Source organism: Bradyrhizobium sp. AUGA SZCCT0177 (assembly GCF_018130125.1).
Lineage (GTDB): Bacteria > Pseudomonadota > Alphaproteobacteria > Rhizobiales > Xanthobacteraceae > Bradyrhizobium.
In genome coordinates this window covers 1-17,002 of sequence record NZ_JAFCMA010000036.1, presented here as the reverse complement: position 1 = coordinate 17,002, position 17,002 = coordinate 1, and the positions used below count along the sequence as shown (strand labels likewise).

General features: G+C 60.0%; 11 protein-coding genes and 1 pseudogene. 7 read left to right on the top strand and 5 right to left on the bottom strand.

Translation table 11 applies throughout. The features are described 5' to 3' along the window. The first annotated feature begins 39 nt into the window (after positions 1-39). Both JQ597_RS31355 and JQ597_RS31350 read left to right on the top strand, forming a co-directional pair. Positions 40-378: a c-type cytochrome gene (locus tag JQ597_RS31355; protein ID WP_212269312.1), complete on the top strand. Its 339-nt coding sequence runs from the start codon at positions 40-42 to the stop codon at positions 376-378. Then, positions 371-1,180 carry a substrate-binding periplasmic protein gene (locus JQ597_RS31350; RefSeq protein WP_212269311.1) on the top strand — a complete coding sequence of 270 codons (810 nt, stop codon included), beginning with the start codon at positions 371-373 and terminating at the stop codon, positions 1,178-1,180. The genes JQ597_RS31355 and JQ597_RS31350 overlap by 8 nt, the downstream gene beginning before the upstream one ends. 1,105 nt (positions 1,181-2,285) lie before the next feature. Here JQ597_RS31350 and JQ597_RS31345 read toward each other — a convergent pair. The 4 genes and pseudogenes from JQ597_RS31345 to JQ597_RS38535 all read right to left on the bottom strand — a co-directional run. Further along, a complete protein-coding gene (locus JQ597_RS31345) occupies positions 2,286-2,504 on the bottom strand; it encodes a hypothetical protein (protein ID WP_212269310.1) in 219 nt (72 codons plus the stop codon). A 462-nt stretch (positions 2,505-2,966) separates the two neighbouring features. Next, positions 2,967-4,466 carry an adenylate/guanylate cyclase domain-containing protein gene (locus JQ597_RS31340; RefSeq protein ID WP_212269309.1) on the bottom strand — a complete coding sequence of 500 codons (1,500 nt, stop codon included), beginning with the start codon at positions 4,464-4,466 and terminating at the stop codon, positions 2,967-2,969. Positions 4,467-5,265: 799 nt separating this feature from the next. Beyond that, complete coding sequence (locus JQ597_RS31335; protein WP_283813468.1) at positions 5,266-8,361, bottom strand: ATP-binding protein; 3,096 nt, start codon at positions 8,359-8,361, stop codon at positions 5,266-5,268. Positions 8,362-8,514: 153 nt separating this feature from the next. Next, a pseudogene (locus JQ597_RS38535) lies at positions 8,515-8,592 on the bottom strand (zinc-ribbon domain-containing protein); the annotation flags it as partial. Between the two features lie 699 nt (positions 8,593-9,291). On the opposite strand from JQ597_RS38535, the gene JQ597_RS31330 reads away from it, so the two are divergent. From JQ597_RS31330 to JQ597_RS31310, 5 genes are all read left to right on the top strand, one after another. Then, on the top strand, positions 9,292-10,668 hold the full coding sequence (locus JQ597_RS31330) for an HlyD family secretion protein (RefSeq protein ID WP_212269307.1): 1,377 nt from the start codon (positions 9,292-9,294) through the stop codon (positions 10,666-10,668). Continuing rightward, complete coding sequence (locus JQ597_RS31325) at positions 10,665-12,611, top strand: glycosyltransferase (RefSeq protein ID WP_212269306.1); 1,947 nt, start codon at positions 10,665-10,667, stop codon at positions 12,609-12,611. Before JQ597_RS31330 ends, JQ597_RS31325 begins: the two co-directional genes overlap by 4 nt. Positions 12,612-12,819: 208 nt before the next feature. Next, positions 12,820-13,071, top strand: a complete 252-nt coding sequence (locus JQ597_RS31320; RefSeq protein WP_212269305.1) for a hypothetical protein — start codon at positions 12,820-12,822, stop codon at positions 13,069-13,071. A gap of 546 nt (positions 13,072-13,617) precedes the next feature. Further along, a complete protein-coding gene (locus tag JQ597_RS31315; RefSeq protein ID WP_349628917.1) occupies positions 13,618-14,631 on the top strand; it encodes a TAXI family TRAP transporter solute-binding subunit in 1,014 nt (337 codons plus the stop codon). Positions 14,632-14,646: 15 nt separating this feature from the next. Next, the gene (locus JQ597_RS31310) at positions 14,647-15,273 is read left to right on the top strand and encodes a hypothetical protein (RefSeq protein ID WP_212269304.1); all 627 of its coding nucleotides are present in this window, start codon (positions 14,647-14,649) and stop codon (positions 15,271-15,273) included. A gap of 133 nt (positions 15,274-15,406) precedes the next feature. On the opposite strand, the gene JQ597_RS31305 is transcribed toward JQ597_RS31310, so the two are convergent. Further along, positions 15,407-15,616: a hypothetical protein gene (locus JQ597_RS31305; protein ID WP_212269303.1), complete on the bottom strand. Its 210-nt coding sequence runs from the start codon at positions 15,614-15,616 to the stop codon at positions 15,407-15,409. Positions 15,617-17,002 lie beyond the last annotated feature (1,386 nt).

The following is a 17,002-nucleotide window of genomic DNA, read 5'->3' as shown; positions in this document are numbered from 1 at the left end:
CAATACGTTGTCGCTCTTGCGATCAGTACGGATGATGGAATGCGAATACCGTTGCTAGTTGTTTCGGCCATCATCTGGCCATTTCTGTCGACCGCTGCTTTTGCCCAACAGGCTGCAAATCCGCTGCCGCAAGCCGAAGCCTCGCCTGACGACATCGAGGGCGGGAAAATGTTCGCCACCACCTGCGGCTTCTGTCACCAGGAGGGCGGCCGCCATGCGGGCAGGGGTCCGAAGCTGTCGAAGTCCGAGCGCAGCGATGAATACCTCGTCGAGCGCATCAAGAAGGGCAAGGTCGGCGCCATGCCCGCCTATGGTTCGGTGTTCAGTGACGGCCAGATCATCGCGATCCTGGCCTACATCAGAGGGCTTGATGACTAGCGCGCTCTCGAGCGACGTGGCGAGCGGCCCGCGTCGCTTGGCCCGATACGCGGCATGCCTCGCGTTGCTGATGCTCTGGAACGCGCCGGCGGATGCCCGCTCGCTGGAAGCTGTCATCGAGCGCGGTGCGTTGACGCTCTGCGCCAGCCCCAACGCGCTGCCGTTTGCCAGCAAGTCCGGACCGGTCCCGGGATTTCAGATCGAACTCGGCGAAAAAATTGCCGAGCAACTCGGGGTCAAGCTGACGCGGGAGTGGGTGATCAGCGCGATCCAGTATCGCCGCGCCGACTGCGACCTCGTGCTCGACGTCATCGCCCGCAAGGATACGCCGCCCGCCGGCGGTGTGCGGACGTCGCGTCCTTACCATCGCAGCGGCGTCGTGCTCGCGGTGCGCGGCGATTCACAGGCTTCGTCGCTGGCCGGTCTCGGTCCCGATCAGCGGGTCGGGGTACCGGTCGGCTCGGTGGTCTCGATGACGCTCGCCAAGGGCGGCGCGGCCACATCTCCGTTCGCCTTCGAGGACGATATCGTTGCGGCGCTCGCCAATCGCGAGATCGAGGCCGCCGCCGTCACCCCGATGACGGTCGGCTGGTTCAACCTGCAGCACGCCGACAAGCCGCTGCGCCTGATTCCGGCGTTCGGCGACGATCAGGATTTGAACTGGAATATTGCCGCCGGGCTGCTTCGCCCTGACGACCAGCTGCGCGCGCGTGTCGATGCGGCGATCGAGACCCTGCTCGCCGACGGCACCATCGCGCGGATCTATGCCCGCTACGGCATCGAGCTGCGAGTGCCGCAGTGAGGCGCGGTATCGCGCGAGATGCCCCGCGCTTGCCCGACGGGAAAACACTGGCGTGTTGTTACGTATGGTGAGTCAAACGACGCTGCGGAAAATGCATGGCGTTCGCCGTCGGCAAAACACTCTGGCACTTTTCGGACCTGGATTGCCGAGCCGATGATGTCCGTTTGCCGGGGTAATGCGGACCACACCGAGCAGGCGCCGACTTCCGAAAATGAGCCACATCGGACGTCAGGCCTGATCTGCTTTTGAGGACCGTGCAAAGCGGTTTTCTTAACGAGCGGCTTTCGCGATAGTCCCCAAATGTGCTTGGGATGGACAGTCATGCGGAGCCTTCGCTAGCTCTAAACCTTGTTGGCGACCCAACGCGATGCCCTGCGCAATTGCCCTAGTTACGATCTCTGCTTCAGCGCTAGAGAGCGGCTTTAAAAAAAAGGGCGTCCACGAGCGCTCAATCTGACGGGCGCGAATCAGGTCCCATTCTGTAGCGGGCGGTTTAATGGGCATGTGATTACTCCACCACAAACTCAAGCTGACCCACTATGCGGTCGCGTCGCAGCATATCATTCTGGTCTCCGGGGAGAAGTCTAAACGGCCGGACTGCGAACCGCGCGAAAGCTGATCTGCTCTGAGAAAATAGCTTGCTTCCGTCTCCGAATTGATCCCCGGCCACGGGCTCTGAAATTTTTCGGAGAGGGATCAGCCCTGCGGTCGGAACGCAATTAGCTCCGACATTCTCGCTAGCGGCGCATAGCTCTCTATGGTTTGATATTTGAGCATTGATTTTTCGGTCGAGGCGGCTGAGCAGCGTCGAGTGACTGGGAGCGCTACGCCGACGAACACGGGCGTGTCCAGGACCGTCACCTCGAGCCGAAAAGGGCAAGGCGTCCTGCCCCTTTTGATGTACGCCAGTTTCTAATTTAACTCGCATACGCTGCGCGAAAGCGCACGGTGAATCATGAGTCCGTTTGTGGCACTTATCTGACCTGACAGGCTAGGCGGACCATGTGTGTTCTTGAGGGCAAAGCGGACTTCCTCAGTGCGCGCCGTGATTTCCGGGTTTGACCCAACTGAAACATTGGCGGGGCTTCTGTCCCGCGTTTTTCTTTTAGGACCACGGCGGCTCTTCGCTCGCCCCGGCTGCCTCGTGGTGGGTCGTGACACCCGCCGAACGCAACCCGGTCAGCAATACAGTTCTCACAGAGGCAGGATCAAATCCAATTTCCTTGGCGTTTGGTGGATGTGCCTCGCTGTCCTTCAATCGGAGCGCCAAGTGCAATTGCTCGCAAAGGTGCTGAACGACGAGATTGACCTGATCGTCAGTCATGATCGGCTTCTCCTGCTACCATCTTGCTACCCAACCAGATAGCACACATGAAAATAGGGTGGTACGCGATTGGACCGCCCCAAGGATCAAGCCCACGCGATTGCCCATGGGCGGGCCCCCAATCGTCCGTCTGTCGGGGCAGACCGGAAGTGACTAGCGGCGACTAGAACGACGCTTTTGACCCGGAGCGGACCTGGGACTGATTAGCGCGTGAGCAACTCTGAATTTGCGTGAGCCACGCGGCTAACACGGGAAACAGTCGGCACTTTTAGACATCGCGTCGAACCGATTGCGCGGCTCAATTAACGTGTGGAAAGTTGAACGTCATCATGGGTTATTGACGGTTCAGAACGGAAATGACCGCAGCGGCGAATTGGCGCTTTAACCTAATGCCGACAATCGGTCTGTCGGTCTGGCAGCATATAGGCCTACCGCGAAGCGGAGGCCAGCGGTCGTTCATCTCTACGCCGGAGAGATTTCAATCCGATAAATTTCCATCTTCTGGCCGATACCCTTCAAGTTCTCGTAGTCGCGCGATGCCGGTCGTCCTTTGACGATGTCACTGACGCCGGGCGCTTCCATTACCGCTTCTGTCAAGCAAACTTCGTTGACGCCGGCGAGACCTTGCACGCGGGCGGCGATGTTCACGTCCTGCCCGAAGTAATCAATCCGGTCGTTGAGCCTTACGGCGATGGCTCTGCCTCTGTGCACACCGACCTTAAGGCCGAGCGGCCGTGAAGCGGTTTGGTTGAACCGTGACAGTTCTTCGACCATCTCGATGGAGGCAAGAACGGCGTCCTGCGGACGCTCGAAGCCAGCCATGACTGCATCCCCGATCGTCTTGACCATGATGCCAGATCGCTCCCGAATGATCTTGTTCAAGATGTCGAAGTGCTGACGCACGAGAAAATAGGCATTCACGTCGCCAACGCTTTCATACAACGGAGTGGAGTCCTTTAGATCGGTGAACAGATAGGTAATGTCGGAGACTGCCAGGCTCTCCCGCTCATCCACCAATTGTGTCTTGTAGAGTTCGCCGAAGCACGGAGTGAGCAGCAGCCGCCTACCGGAAAGAAACGGCTCATACTCGACCAGATGGGGCTCGAACTGGTAAGGGTACTGGAGGAACCAGAAGCGGCCGCGATCGCTCGTGCGGTTCTCAATCTGAATGATGTGCTTGCCTGGGTTAAGATCGGCCGTCTGTCGAAACGCAAAGCGCCCATCGCCAAGTACCATTTCTCTCGGCCCAGTAGGCCGATCCGGAACTGTGAACCGACCCGACTCGAGCCGGACCTGCGTCCCTTGGGGTTCTGCCGGTTCACCGTTCGCGAAGAAAACCAAAAGTAGCTTGTGACTGAGATCGAGCACCTCGAAACGGCCGGCCGTCACGTCAAATTCGAAGCTCCTCTGCTGGTCAGCCTCGATGTCGGCAAATCCCCGCGAGAGTGCTGCGACGAGTTGCTCGTGCGTCATTCCGTGCGGAGGCTTGAAGCCCTTGGAGAAGTTATAACGCAGGTAGTAGTCCTCCACGGACAGCATCTCGGGATGACGAAATACGATATCGCGGACGGCATTCGAGACCGTAAAGGTGACCTGGATGTAGTCGTCTAGCGTCACATCGTTGAGCGCGTTGCAGAACTCGCACTGGAAACGTGGGTGAACCTGGTCTAGCTCTCGAAAGCTGCCTGCGACCTGCGGGCAATAGGCGCAGATGAGCAGCCACTGCATCTCGAACAGGCCCACCTTCGCGGCGTGCACAAACAGATCAATTCCTTCTGCCTCACTTAGGCCGGTAGCAGTCGCGTATTGGACAGGATTGACGCGAAAGAGATCATAGTCGCCGGCGGTGCGGATAAATCTCTCAAGGCCCGAAAGAATATGCGGCTCCCAGCTCGCTATCGAGTCGAGCTCGGTGAGGCGCTGCCTCAGAAGGCTGTCGTTGACTGGCGATAGCTCTTTCATCCCGATACGCTACCTCGTTGCATCTCAAGAATTCTACGCCGCAATTGATCAAGCCATTGGACTAGTCGCGCGGCAATCCGGCGCTCATCCCTCCTCGCGCGATGCGGGCCGCCGCTGATAACCCATTCGTTTGAACACGTGTTGAGTTCTGGTCGCATCGGGTCATGCGCATAGGCTGTGCTGATCCCAAGAGAAGCGACCAAACTCAATCCCATTATGCGAGCTGCGATCAACCGGTACAGACGCGGCACGGACCCCTGTCGGTTCGTGCGTTGCCTCCGCTCCGCTACTGCGTGCATGCCGATGACATGGAATTATACCACGTGGGCAGGTCCCTTGAGACTTACCCTTTTGGATTACCCCGTCGTCGTCGCGGTCGCGTACAGCCGGAACGGCAGACTCTGGAAGGGCGATTTCCGAGACAAGAAGGTGGTCCGGACATTCGGGACAGTCTCGGACGTTGTGAGTGCTGCGAGTGGCGCAACCAAGGTACTCGAGCGCGATAAACACGAATCCATGACACAAAGCGGCTGATACCATGAGCGACGTCAGTTGAACGGTGAGATCACCGGCGAGCGATCATTCAGCGCATGTTCCGCTCCCGGCACAAAGCATCAGTTATAGCGGTGTAGCGACATGTCCGGAGTCGGGTGTACACCGGAAGTGATCGGCACAGGGCCAAAGTGTCGATTTTGACCGCAAACTGACTTGGAAACTCTCGCGCGACATCTACTCATCGGGGTAAAGCAGACTTGCAGCCCAGCCGGCGAGGATAGCGGCCCGCACGACTTCCTGTCGTTCATGCGAGATCATCCAGCAACGCCCTCGCATTCCGCAGGTCTGGGCTGTCGAACCCCTCGCTGAACCAGCCGTATATCGGCGCGACCAGGTCGTACGCCGCCTCTCGCTGGCCCTGCTGCTGCCAGAGTTGCGCCAAGACCGTGGCGGTCCGCAATTCCAGAGACTTGGCCTTTTGGTGTTGAGCGATCTCTATGGAGCGGCGAAGGCAGGCTTCCGCATCCCCTGTCGCCCCCCTCGTGAGCAGCAGTTCACCGTGCGCCCTATGGATCTCGGCCTCGAGAAGCCTTTCGTGAAACGTGCGAGCATGCTCCGCGGCGACCTTGATCCAATCGAGGCCCGCCGCGATAAGGCCTGCCTTCGCACACGCATCCGCTAATCCCACGGTCCGTGTCGTAGCGAGCTTGGCGCCCAGTGCCTGCCAGTCGGCCAAGCCCCGTTCCATCTCGGCGATACCGTCATTGGCTCGACCAAGCGCCGCGCGAGCTCGGCCTCTCGTTATCATGACGTAGGCAGTCCACTGCGGGAAACCGTACGCTGCGCAGATAGCTGAGGACTCGTCGGCGCGTTCCAATCCCCGAGAAAATTCGTGACGATCAACGTGTAGCGCGGATGCGAGGCCGAGGGTCATGGCGTAAATGAAAGGGTTGGATAGCCTCTCGGCATCGGCCAACGCCTTGCCGATCAATGCGCTCGACTTGTCCGGATAGCCGAGGAACCATAGCAGCCACGACCCATAGGCTTGGCAGAGCACGCTCGGATCCTCGCCGTAGATGAGGATCTCCGCGTGCGCGTTGTCGACATCCCAGAGATCGATGGCCTGACGAAAGCTTTCCCAGCCGGACTCAAATTCGCCGCGAAGAAGCAGGGTACAGCCTTGCGCCCGATGCGCGAGCGCCCGACGCGTATCATTGCCCTGGGCATCCGCCAGGGCCACCAGTTCGGCGCTCAGCTCTTGGGCTTTCAGCAGCGGTTTTCGCAGGAATGCGCTGTTCCAGAGGCCGCGCAGCGCGGTAAAGCGGTGCGGAGTTTCGGTCGCGCGGTCGCACAGGTCGCGCGCGCGGCCGTAAATGCCTTCGACGTCAGCCGCCATGTAGCCGCGCGCCGCGATCGTCGGAACTCCAAGGGCGATCAGCAGCTCGAGCTCCTGCCGATCTCGCTCCGCTCCCTCCGATTTCGCGGCCAGCAACTCCAGTGCTTTGGTGTAATGCGTGATCGCTTCTTCGTTGGCGGAACGCGCCGCAGAGCGCCGTCCTGCCCTCAGGCCATAAGCAATGGCATCATCGATGAGCCCCGCCTGCGCATAGTGATGGGCGAGAAGTTCGGGTTGGGTCTCAACGATTTGGGGCGTCAGCTCCGTGATCGCTTGAGCGATGCGGCCATGGAGCTGTCGACGCGTTGAGCGCAGGAGGCTTCGATAGGCGGCATCCTGCACGAGCGCGTGCTTGAAGATGTAGGTCGCTTCGGGTAGCACTCCCCTGGGAAAAATCAGGTCCGCCTTGCTGAGCTGGTCGAGTGCGTCCTCCAGCGCCTTGTCGTGAACCGGCGCAACGGCATCCAGCAGCTGGTAGGAAAACTCTCTTCCAATGGCGGCCCCGATCTGGGCGATCTCCCTCACGGACGCAAGGCGGTCGAGCCTGGCCATCAGGCTGTCGTGCAACGTTCCTGGAATCGCGAGAGGAGGCAGCGGGCCGTGCAGAACATAGCGGTCGGCGGTTTCCTTGAGGAGCCCCGATCCCAGGACTGCCTTAGTGAGCTCTTCCACGAACAGCGGCACTCCGTCGGTCTTCGCGATGATCTCGTCCCGGACGTCGGCTGGCACCACCTTGCGATTTGTTAATCTGTCGATCATTGCTGCCACATGGCGCTGCCCCAGCCGATTCAAAGCGAGTGCTGTCACGTGGGGATAGTGGCCCCACGGCACTTCGAACTCGGGACGGAACGTGACAATCAGCAGGACCGGCCATCGCTGCAGCCGGTCAATGGTCCGCGTAAACAAATCAAGCGTCGTCGGATCAATCCAGTGTGCATCTTCCAGGATGAACAATACGGGGCATTGCTTCGCGAGGCCGCTGAGCAGCTCGATGAGCGCCAGTAAAGTGCGCTCCTTCTGCTCTCGCGGCGTGAGGCTGGGTGCCACGTACCGGCCCTCGAACGGCAGCGACAAGAGCGTCGCGAAGAGTGGCGCAACATGACCGATCGTCGAGAACGAACGTTTTAGAACCGGTTCCAGCTTGTCGAGCTTGGTCTCGGCGGGGTCGTCAGGCGCAATCCCGGCTGCGCGCTCGAGTTGGGAGATCACGGGATAAAACGGGCTATTCGTATGATGAGGCGAGCACTGATACACGATGCGCGTATGAGCCCCGTCGACGATCTTCTCCCGCAGCGCCGCGACGATCCGCGACTTGCCAATTCCGGCCTCGCCGGACAAGAGGATGACCTGACCTTCGCCATTTTGCGCCTGAACCCAGCGGTCCATCAGAAGGTCGACCTCACGTTCGCGGCCAAAAAAACCGGTTGCACGCTGAGCCTGCCCGGCCTCGAAGCGACTTTCGGCCGTGTGTTCGCCAACGACCCGCCACGACGGAACTGGATTGGCCATTCCCTTGAGAAACCGCGGGCCGAGATCCTCGAGGTCGAATATCCTGCCGAGCAGCTGTCTCGTTCCGTCGCCGATGACAACGGCGTTCGGCTCGGCAATACCCTGCAGGCGGGCTGCAAGGTTGGGCGTCTCGCCGATGACCACCTGCTCCTGAGACGAACCTTCACCCAACGTCTCGCCGACCACCACAAGACCGGTGGCGATGCCCACTCGGACCTCTAGTCGCGCCTTGGTCGGCAACATCAGCTGGCTGATCACATCGACGACTGCGAGTCCCGCTCTGACGGCGCGTTCGGCATCGTCTTCATGAGCCCTTGGATAGCCGAAATAAGCCAGCACGCCGTCGCCCATGAACTTCGCGATAAAGCCGTCGAATCGACGGATCGCCTGGACGCACGCGTCCTGAAACCCCCGGATAACCTCCCTCAGGTCCTCCGGATCGAGGCGACCCGAAAGCGCCGTCGAGCCGGCCATATCGCAAAACATAACCGTCAAGTGACGGCGCTCCGCAGCCAGCGGGGCCGGTTCAAGGCCCGGCGGCTCCTCCGTCGCAACGGCACCTCCTCGAACCTCCCGCGCAAGCCCCATGCCACATTGGCCACAGAAGCTGGCGCTCGGCTCGTTCAGCGAGCCACAAGCGGCGCAGGTCAGCGCAAGCGGTGCTCCGCATCTGCTGCAGAACCTGTTCCCCGCCTTGGTCTCGGCCCCGCAGCTCGGACACCTCATGGGCTTCCCCCGGGATGGCTCGGCCTGATCATTCTAGCACAGGCCCGACCCTCCATCACGGTTCCCTGGCCAGACCATAGGGGTGAACGGCCAGGTCGCAGCGGAAGGTGCGACGACTAGAGGCCCTGCTGGCCGACGGCACCATCGCGCGGATCCATGCGCGCTACGGCATCGAGCTGCGACCTCCGCGGTGAGGCGCGGTATCGCGCGAGATGCCCCGCGCTTGCCCGATCGGAAAACGCTGGCGTGCTTTTACGTATGGTGAGTCAAAGGACGCTGCGGAAAATGCCTGGTGTTGGCCGTCGCGCAAAACGCGTCTGGCACTTTTCGGACCTGGATTGCCGAGCCGATGATGTCCGTTTGCCGCGGTAATGCGGACCACACGGAGGCAGGCGCCGAGTTCCCGAAAATGAACCACATCGGACGTGGATAATCCGGTTCCCAGCCGTCGTCGTGCCAATCGTGAAGTTCCAATTAATCAGCGCGCATCATTGGCGTCTCATTAACCTCTTTGGTCGTTAGCTGGATTGGTTCGGCTGACGACGGCGTGACAAGCGAGATGCTGTCGCCTTCGAGGTTCCACCGTCGCGGGGTCGCCTACGACGATGCCTAAGTCCTGTTTCAGTTCGGGATAGACCGCGCTGACTCGAAGGGCGGCGATTCAAGTCCGCTCACTCACAGTATCGGGAACTCGCTGCCATGGATCGTGCGCAAAAGAACCAATTCACTCCAGGACACTTCCCCTCTCCCGTTGCAGAGGGAGGTGTCCAATCCTTCGATGTCGACCACGGCGCCAAAGGTCTGCAGCGCGATCTGGAAGAGCGACTGAAGCCCGATGTCGACGAGCCGGTAAACCGCGGTTCGCCTGATCAGGAAACGCTCCCGCGCTCCTATCGAACCGTTCGGCGGGTGCTGAAGATCGCTGCCGGTCTCGCCATCGTTGCCGTGTTCGGATGGCTGCCAGTCAGAGCAATCTGGCAGACCTCCAGCGTCGAGGCGGTGGTCAACGCCAGGCTCGTGACGCTAAGGTCGCCGATCGATGGCGAAGTCAGATCGCGGTCTGACCATGCGACGGCGTCGAGCGCGGTGAATGAAGGTGACGTCATCCTTCGCGTCGTGAACGCGCGGGGCGATCGATCCCGGCTGGATGACCTGAGACGACAGATGTCGCGACTGGACAACCAGCGTCCAAGTCTGGCGACCAAACTCGCCTCGGCTCAAGCCGCGCAGCAAGATCTCGCCCGACAGGCCGCCCAATTCAGGGAAGGCCGCATTCTGCAACTCGACGCACGCATCGCTGAAATACAGTCGGTGATCGAAGCCGCCGCGTCTCGACGGGAAGAGGCGACCGCGGCGGTAGAGCGGGCATCGTCGCTGATCAAGTCGGGCAGCGTTTCCACCGTGGAATTCGCCCGCTTGACCCGGGAACAATCGGTGGCCCAGCAAACCGAGATCGGCGCCCGGCGAAGACTTGATGCAGCCAAGGTCGAGCTCACTGCCGCGCAGAAGGGCACGTATCTGGGCGACAGCTACAATGACCGCCCAAGTTCGGTCCAGCGCGAAGAAGAGATGCGGCAACGCGCGAATGATCTTAAAGCCGATCTGGCGCATGCGGATGCCGAGATCGAGTGGCTCGCCAGCGAGATCGCGTCCGAGCAGTTGCAGTATATCAGTCGATCGGAAGCAGACATCAAGGCACCGGTTGCCGGCCGGATCTGGGAGATGATGACTTCGCCAGGCGAGGATGTCCGGGCCGGTCAGGCGTTGATGAAGCTGCTTGATTGCAGCGGCGCTGTCGTAACAGCGAATGCCACCGAAAGTGTCTATAACCGGCTCCAGCTCGGTAAGCAGGCGAGTTTCGAACCAAACGACGGCAGTCCGGCGATCAAGGGCGTGATCGTGAATCTCACTGGCGCGTCTGGTGCGCCCGCGAACCTGGCTATCAATCCCGACGCGCTTAGCAAAGAACCATATCGCGTGACGGTCTCGCTGCCCAGTCTCGAAGCCACGGGCAAAGACTGTGCAGTGGGGCGCACTGGACGGGTGGTGTTCGACCGCGGCACTTCGAAGCCATGATCGAAGCGCTCGCACCAGGCCTCGTTGCTCTCGGTGTCTGTCTCGCAATCCTGCCGATGCTGAGGAGCGACAGCACAATCGCCCGGTTATTGATGACCGGAATGTGCGTTGCCCTGCTGATCCGATACCTCGTGTGGCGCGTCACGCAGACGCTGCCGCCGCCAGGCCTCACTGCCGACGCTCTCGTCGGATATCCGTTCATGCTGGCCGAGATGGCCTCGTTGCTTGCCGTCTGCCTGTCACTACTGTTTCTCAGTCGAACGATCGATCGCTCTGCCGACGCGAAGGGTGGAATAAAGGGAGCCGCTGTGGCTGCGCCGGCTCCGCTCGTCGATGTCTTCATCTGCACGTACAATGAGGAGAAAGCAATCCTGGAGCGCACGATCATCGGTGCCACGGGATTGAAACACGGCAACTATCGTGTCTGGGTCCTGGATGACGGAAAGCGGCTGTGGCTCAAACGGCTTACCGAAGAACTGGGCTGTCACTACCTGACTCGCCCGGACAATCGGCACGCGAAAGCGGGTAACATCAATCACGCATTGCGCCACGTAGCTGGATTGCGCAACAAGCCGGAGTTCGTTGCCATCCTGGATGCCGACTTCGTTCCCATGCCGGAGTTCCTCACGCGCACTATCAGTTTGATGGCAGACAAGACCGTTGGCGTGGTGCAGACCCCGCAGCACTTTATCAATGCGGATCCGATCCAGTCGAACTTGTCCGCCACAGAAGTGTGGCCCGATGAGCAACGTTTCTTTTTTGATATTCTGATGCCGGCCAAAGACGCCTGGGGTGTCGCCTTCTGCTGCGGAACGTCATCGGTGATCCGCTATTCAGGGCTCATGGAGATTGGCGGCTTCCCGACGGATTCGGTGACCGAGGACTATCTCGTCACTTTGCGCCTGAAGGAGCGGGGTTACCTCACGGTCTATCTGAACGAAAGACTTACGCTCGGATTGGCACCCGAGGGCCTCAAGGAGTACATCACCCAACGCAGCCGATGGTGCCTCGGTTTCATGCAAATCGTGAGAGGCCGCAGCGGTCCGTTTTCACTGCAATCAAAGCTCACCTTGATCGATCGGCTTTCCCTCGTCGACGCTTTCATGAGCTGGGCCGCGGGTTATGGAATGAAGGTGCTCGGCCTTCTCGTGCCGTGGCTCTATCTCATGTTCGGAATCAAGGCGGTTTACGCCGATCTCTTCGAGCTGCTCAAGTATTTCTTGCCTTTCTACGTCTGGCACGCATGCACGATGGGCTGGATTTCCCGGGGCCGCTCCCTGGCGATCATGACGGACGTCTCGCAGTACATCGCGGCCCCGGCGGTCCTGAAGGCAATTGTCGTGGGCCTGATCAGGCCAAAAGGTCACAAGTTTCAGGTCACAGCCAAAGGTGGCGATCGCAATCAGAAGTTCATCGAGTGGCCGCTGCTGCGGCTTTACGGATCTGCGCTGCTGATGACCCTGCTGGCGATCGCTTACGCGTTCATTATTAATCCGCAGGGCGATAGCATCGCTTACGGCGGACTGGCGCTTGCCTGGAGTTTGTACAACTGCGTCATCCTGGCGATCGTGTGCCTCATTTGCTTCGAGCAGCCCCGTCGTCGCAAGGCCGAGCGATTTGATCGTAGTGAGCCGGTTCTCATTCACGAGGGAAGCGAGCCACGGCTGGTTCGTATGGCGGACATCTCGATAACCGGGGCCAGGTTCATCGATCCTTCACCGCCGCCGGTGGGGACTATTCTCAAGTGCAATGTGTATGGTCAAAACATGTCCGCTGCGGTGGTGCGATACACGACCGATGGCTTTGGCGTCCGGTTCGAAGAAAATGTCTCGACGCGGGTCGGCATAGTACGCGCCTTTTACGCAGGAGAGTATGTTCGCGCCTTTCACAGCGTGCGAGCAGTTCCTGTCGGTAAAGCCCTTCTGTTGCGGTTGTTTAATTGAATACTGACTAGGAAAACGACTGGGCGACCATTGCATCACCAGCCGCGGCCCAGGACTCAGGCGAGCATCGCAACTGCTCAAACACGAACACGGGAAGGGTTCGCGGGTATCCGTTTGGATTGAAAACGAAGGTGAAGCTCTCCGACCGACGGGCGGAGGAATTAGTAGTAACCAGGAATTGCGTCACATCATACTCGATGGAGGCTCCATGACCGATCGCATCAAGATCATCTGCTCCAAATGCCGCAAGAATTTTCACGAGCGCGCGCAGCGACTGAAGCCAGGCTATCAGATGCAATGCCCTCATTGCATGAAGCTGATCACTTTCGACAGCGGTTCTGAAGACCCGGATATTCGACGTCCGCTGAAAGCTGCTCGAGATTTTCGTGCGAGGGTCGAGGAGGCGCTCGCACTGGCCCGAACGGCTACTCAGGGGCAGCGGCGCGATCCTGCATATTAGTTAAGCTCGGCGGGCGACGTCTGTCAGCCTCGCGCGCCCTACCGGCTGCAAGCCCTGTTCTTGTGGCACGAAACGAGCGGCGGAATGGTCGCTCTGACCATGCCCGTTTCCGGAGGGCAACCGGAAGTCACCGGCGGAGGCCCAAACCGACGCTGATGACCGGGAACGGATGCGGACCGTTGGCCGCAGGCATCCCCGACAAAGGAACGCCGCTGGTTCAGGCGCGTTGAAAAAAGCGAAGCAAATCCATTCTGCCCGGTCGTGCTTCTGACGTCGCGGGGTGACGATTTGTCGGCTCAAGCCTTTTCCCTGACGGCGAGCGAATGTCACGCCCAGGGCAGGGCTGGTCTGGTCGAACAGGTGGGAACAATGAGGGTCAGCGGAGTGGTGCGGGTCGGTTTGTTGACCGCATTCATTGCAGCGGCTTGGCTCGGCCAACTGGTCCGGGAGGGCCTCGCCCAAACCCGACCATCCGTTTCTGCGAGTGAACCCGCCAAAGCGTCTGCGCCCAAGGCAAGTGCTCCCAGGAAGGAAGCGGGAGCAGCTGTGAGCCCCTACACCGCGGGATTGGTAACCGGTCCGCCGCAAAGCACCGAGTTCGCCATCACTCAGGACATTGCGACCACGTTGGCCAGCGGCCAGGAGACCGGTCCTCGCGGCGAGGTCGCATTACGGGTGCTCCCAATGGTGGGAAACGGTGGCATCCGCAACATCCTGGACGTGCTTACGCTGGCGGGTGCGGACATGGCGATCGCGCCTGTCGTGCTGGTCGACCGGCTGCGGGAGACAAGGACGATCCCGGACATCCAGAACAAGCTCGTCTACATCACCCCGCTTTTTGTCGAAGAGTTCCATCTCCTCGCGCGACCTGAGATCAGAAGCCTGGCGGATCTTGAGGGAAAGACGGTCAATCTCGGCGAAGAGGGCAGTGCTGCCGCTGTGCTTGGCCGTGAGGTGCTCAACCGTCTGGAGGTGAAGTTCAGCGAATTGAACCTGGGGCTGGACGCCGCGCTGGATGGGATGAAGAAGGGGCAAGTCTTCGCCAGCCTGCTGGTTTCGGGAAAACCGGTCAACGCCCTGGCCCGCTACGCGCAAATGGATGGGATTCACCTGCTGCCGATTCCCTATTCCCGGGCGCTGCAGCAAGATTATCTGCCATCGACGTTGCGCCGCGAGGATTACCCAAACATTGTTGTGACCGGTGAAAGCGTCGACACGATCGCGGCCAAATGCGCTCTTTTCGCCTACAACTGGCCGGCCCGCAGCGAGCGGTTTCAGCTCCTGGAACATTTTGTCGAAACGCTGTTCTCGCGATTTCCCGAATTTCTCGGTGACGCTCACCATCCCAAATGGCGAGAGGTGAATTTGCCTGAGGTGCTGCCTGGTTGGCGGCGATTTCGACCGGCAGAGCGCTGGCTCCAGCGGCAATCGGGCGGAGAGGCCGCGCTTCGCAAGGCGTTCGGCCGGTTCCTCGAGCAAAAGCCAACCAGCAATCCGCCGGACCGCGAAGAGCTGTTCCAGGACTTCATGCGGTGGCAAGAACGCAAGCAGGGCAGGTGAGATTGGGAGATCACGATGCGCAATGCGCTGGTGACCGCAGCTCTCGTCGCGTCACTCGGACTGATCGCCGACGTGAGGCAGCCCGCCGCCCAATTTGGCCAACTCCAATTTGGCCAACCGCAATCTTTTCAACCCCCGTTTGGTCAACCCCAATTTGATCCAGCCCAACCCGCGGCGCCGCGGGTGCTCGCACCGACCAGGGTGCAAACGGCCGACAAGGTCGGAAAAACCAAAACAGCCGCTCGCAAAGTCGGCAAAGCGCACAGGAAGCACCACGTCGTTCGTCCGCCTCCAAATCAGCGGAAGATTGCCGAAAAGAACGGATACAAGCGCGTCAGCGATCTCGTGAATTTCCCAAAGTTCTTTCCCAGCCTGGGGGTCCTCTTTGTCAAACCCGAAACTCTGCCGCTCGGACCGTTCCTGTGCTTCGACCGCAAGGATCGCTTGGTGGCAACCGTGTATATGGTCCCGACAAGAGACATCGACGATCACAAGCCATTGGAGGCGTCGGGGTTCGCTGGCGCAGCGCTTGACCACGTCAGCATCTACTTCAACCCGGGTCACCCCGGAGTGGACGTGCCGCATTATCACATCGTGATCTGGCATGTGACCAGGAAGCAGGAAGCGCGTGTTGCAAAATGACGCGCGCAGCGTAAGCGTGGGAGGGACTGGACATCAGAACCGGCGTCCTGCCGCTTCCGGCCTATCGGATTCTGACGGGAGTGGAGCGCCGCATGAACAAGGAGCGCTCCACTGCATAAACGAAGGACTAGCCTTACTTTCCGCCCCTGGGCTTTATTCCCTTCAGCGTGCCTTGCGGCTCTGCGATTCCCTCGGCGATCTTGTCGAGGCCCATCCGAATTCCCGTTCCAGCAAGGAACGAGCCTACAACGACAGCGATATAAACAAAGCCGCCTGATACAGCGTCAAGTTCGTGGTCAGCAAGAAGACGCATCGTGTTCATATCTGCCGAATAGGTCTGCATGACTGGCTCCACCATTTTGGTTGGGGTCGGGATCATCCAGACCGTGCAATGATGCGTAAAGCAGGTGCGGGAAGGGTGTTGTGACTAAAGTCACACTCGCGCTTTGCAGCGGTGATTGGCGAGGAAGGGCATGCATTTGCTGGCGCCTTCCTCTGCCAATGGCCAACTTCCATAACACCCAACTTGCGATTCAATGTCCGCTACGATGGGGCGGGCTCATTTGGTCAGCGCAACACTCCAATCTTTTAGCAAAGATGGAGTGTGGGCATGAAGCAGCGACGGCGCATTAGTTGGCGGCCCAGCGATCCGAGATCTGGGATCGTTGGCAGGCCGGCGAGCCGATCCATCAGCCGTTTCGGACATGCCCGACCGCGCCGACGATGTTCCGTCCTTGTGATAGAAAGGATATGATAGAGCGGATATGATCCGGGACACTCAGTCCTCGCGGCGCCGCCAGGCGCATGCCCTCATGGGTTCGCCCGCGGCTATGTCGAAGATGTCGGCTGACTGTGAAGTAGTTTACATTCCCGTGCTCTTGGCCCGGGCTAAGATGGCGGAAGGCTGCTTTCTTGAAGGAGGCGTCAGATGCTCGAGACAATCAAATGGAATTCCCGATATAGCGCTCGCGGATGGGTGACGATGGCTGGCGCGCTCGTTGTCCAACTCCGCGCACTGAATGCATTGCGACAGAAGGGTGAAAGCAAACCAAGGCCGCCACTCTGGAAACACTTCGACGACACCCATCATTGGGACTCAAGCGCGGAGGAATGGGTTCCCAACGATGATCATGATCGTGCAACGCATCATGCGTCCCGCACGCCGAATTCCGAGACTCAGGATCCCTCTCGCTGACGGGCCCGTCGAGCGGTGCGGGCGCGACAAGCGGCTGGATCGAGATGTGCGTTGCTGCTGGCCGCTTGATGGTGGTCAAGCGATTGCCCGGCGTGGGCTCAGAGCCACCGGGTCGTTCCACACGGATGGCAAGCCGCCGGTGTGTGGGCGGGTCTACTCATACGAGCCGCCGACCTTCCCGGCCCGTCGCTGTGCGACAAAACAACCCGACGGCCGCGCCCGGAGTAGCCTTGGCGACCTGTCCGCCGTAGCTCAACGAGCGAAGGCGGAAGCCGGGTAGGTCATTTCTGATTATCAAAAATCGTGTCAAGCCCCAAAATAAAAAATATTTCTGTTTACCAGAAAGAAAATCAGGTGCATATCTTTGGCCATCCCGTCCCACTCAGAGGGCGTCGGCCGTCGTCACGGACGTTGGACGGGTTGCGGTGGACGCTGGTTTACGCCTCGACGACGGCGTGGATAAGCGTACGGCAAAACCGTGTGGTCCTGGCACCCGTTGCAGGTGTCAAGCTGTCGGGTAGGCGAGAGCTGAAC

Bases quoted from the DNA above. Each gene is read 5' to 3' on its own strand.
- JQ597_RS31340 (WP_212269309.1), bottom strand. From the start codon at position 4,466: ATGAAAGAGCTATCGCCAGTCAACGACAGCCTTCTGAGGCAGCGCCTC.
- JQ597_RS31355 (WP_212269312.1), top strand. From the start codon at position 40: ATGCGAATACCGTTGCTAGTTGTTTCGGCCATCATCTGGCCATTTCTG.
- JQ597_RS31305 (WP_212269303.1), bottom strand. From the start codon at position 15,616: ATGCAGACCTATTCGGCAGATATGAACACGATGCGTCTTCTTGCTGAC.
- JQ597_RS31320 (WP_212269305.1), top strand. From the start codon at position 12,820: ATGACCGATCGCATCAAGATCATCTGCTCCAAATGCCGCAAGAATTTT.
- JQ597_RS31350 (WP_212269311.1), top strand. From the start codon at position 371: ATGACTAGCGCGCTCTCGAGCGACGTGGCGAGCGGCCCGCGTCGCTTG.
- JQ597_RS31325 (WP_212269306.1), top strand. From the start codon at position 10,665: ATGATCGAAGCGCTCGCACCAGGCCTCGTTGCTCTCGGTGTCTGTCTC.
- JQ597_RS31310 (WP_212269304.1), top strand. From the start codon at position 14,647: ATGCGCAATGCGCTGGTGACCGCAGCTCTCGTCGCGTCACTCGGACTG.
- JQ597_RS31330 (WP_212269307.1), top strand. From the start codon at position 9,292: ATGGATCGTGCGCAAAAGAACCAATTCACTCCAGGACACTTCCCCTCT.
- JQ597_RS31345 (WP_212269310.1), bottom strand. From the start codon at position 2,504: ATGACTGACGATCAGGTCAATCTCGTCGTTCAGCACCTTTGCGAGCAA.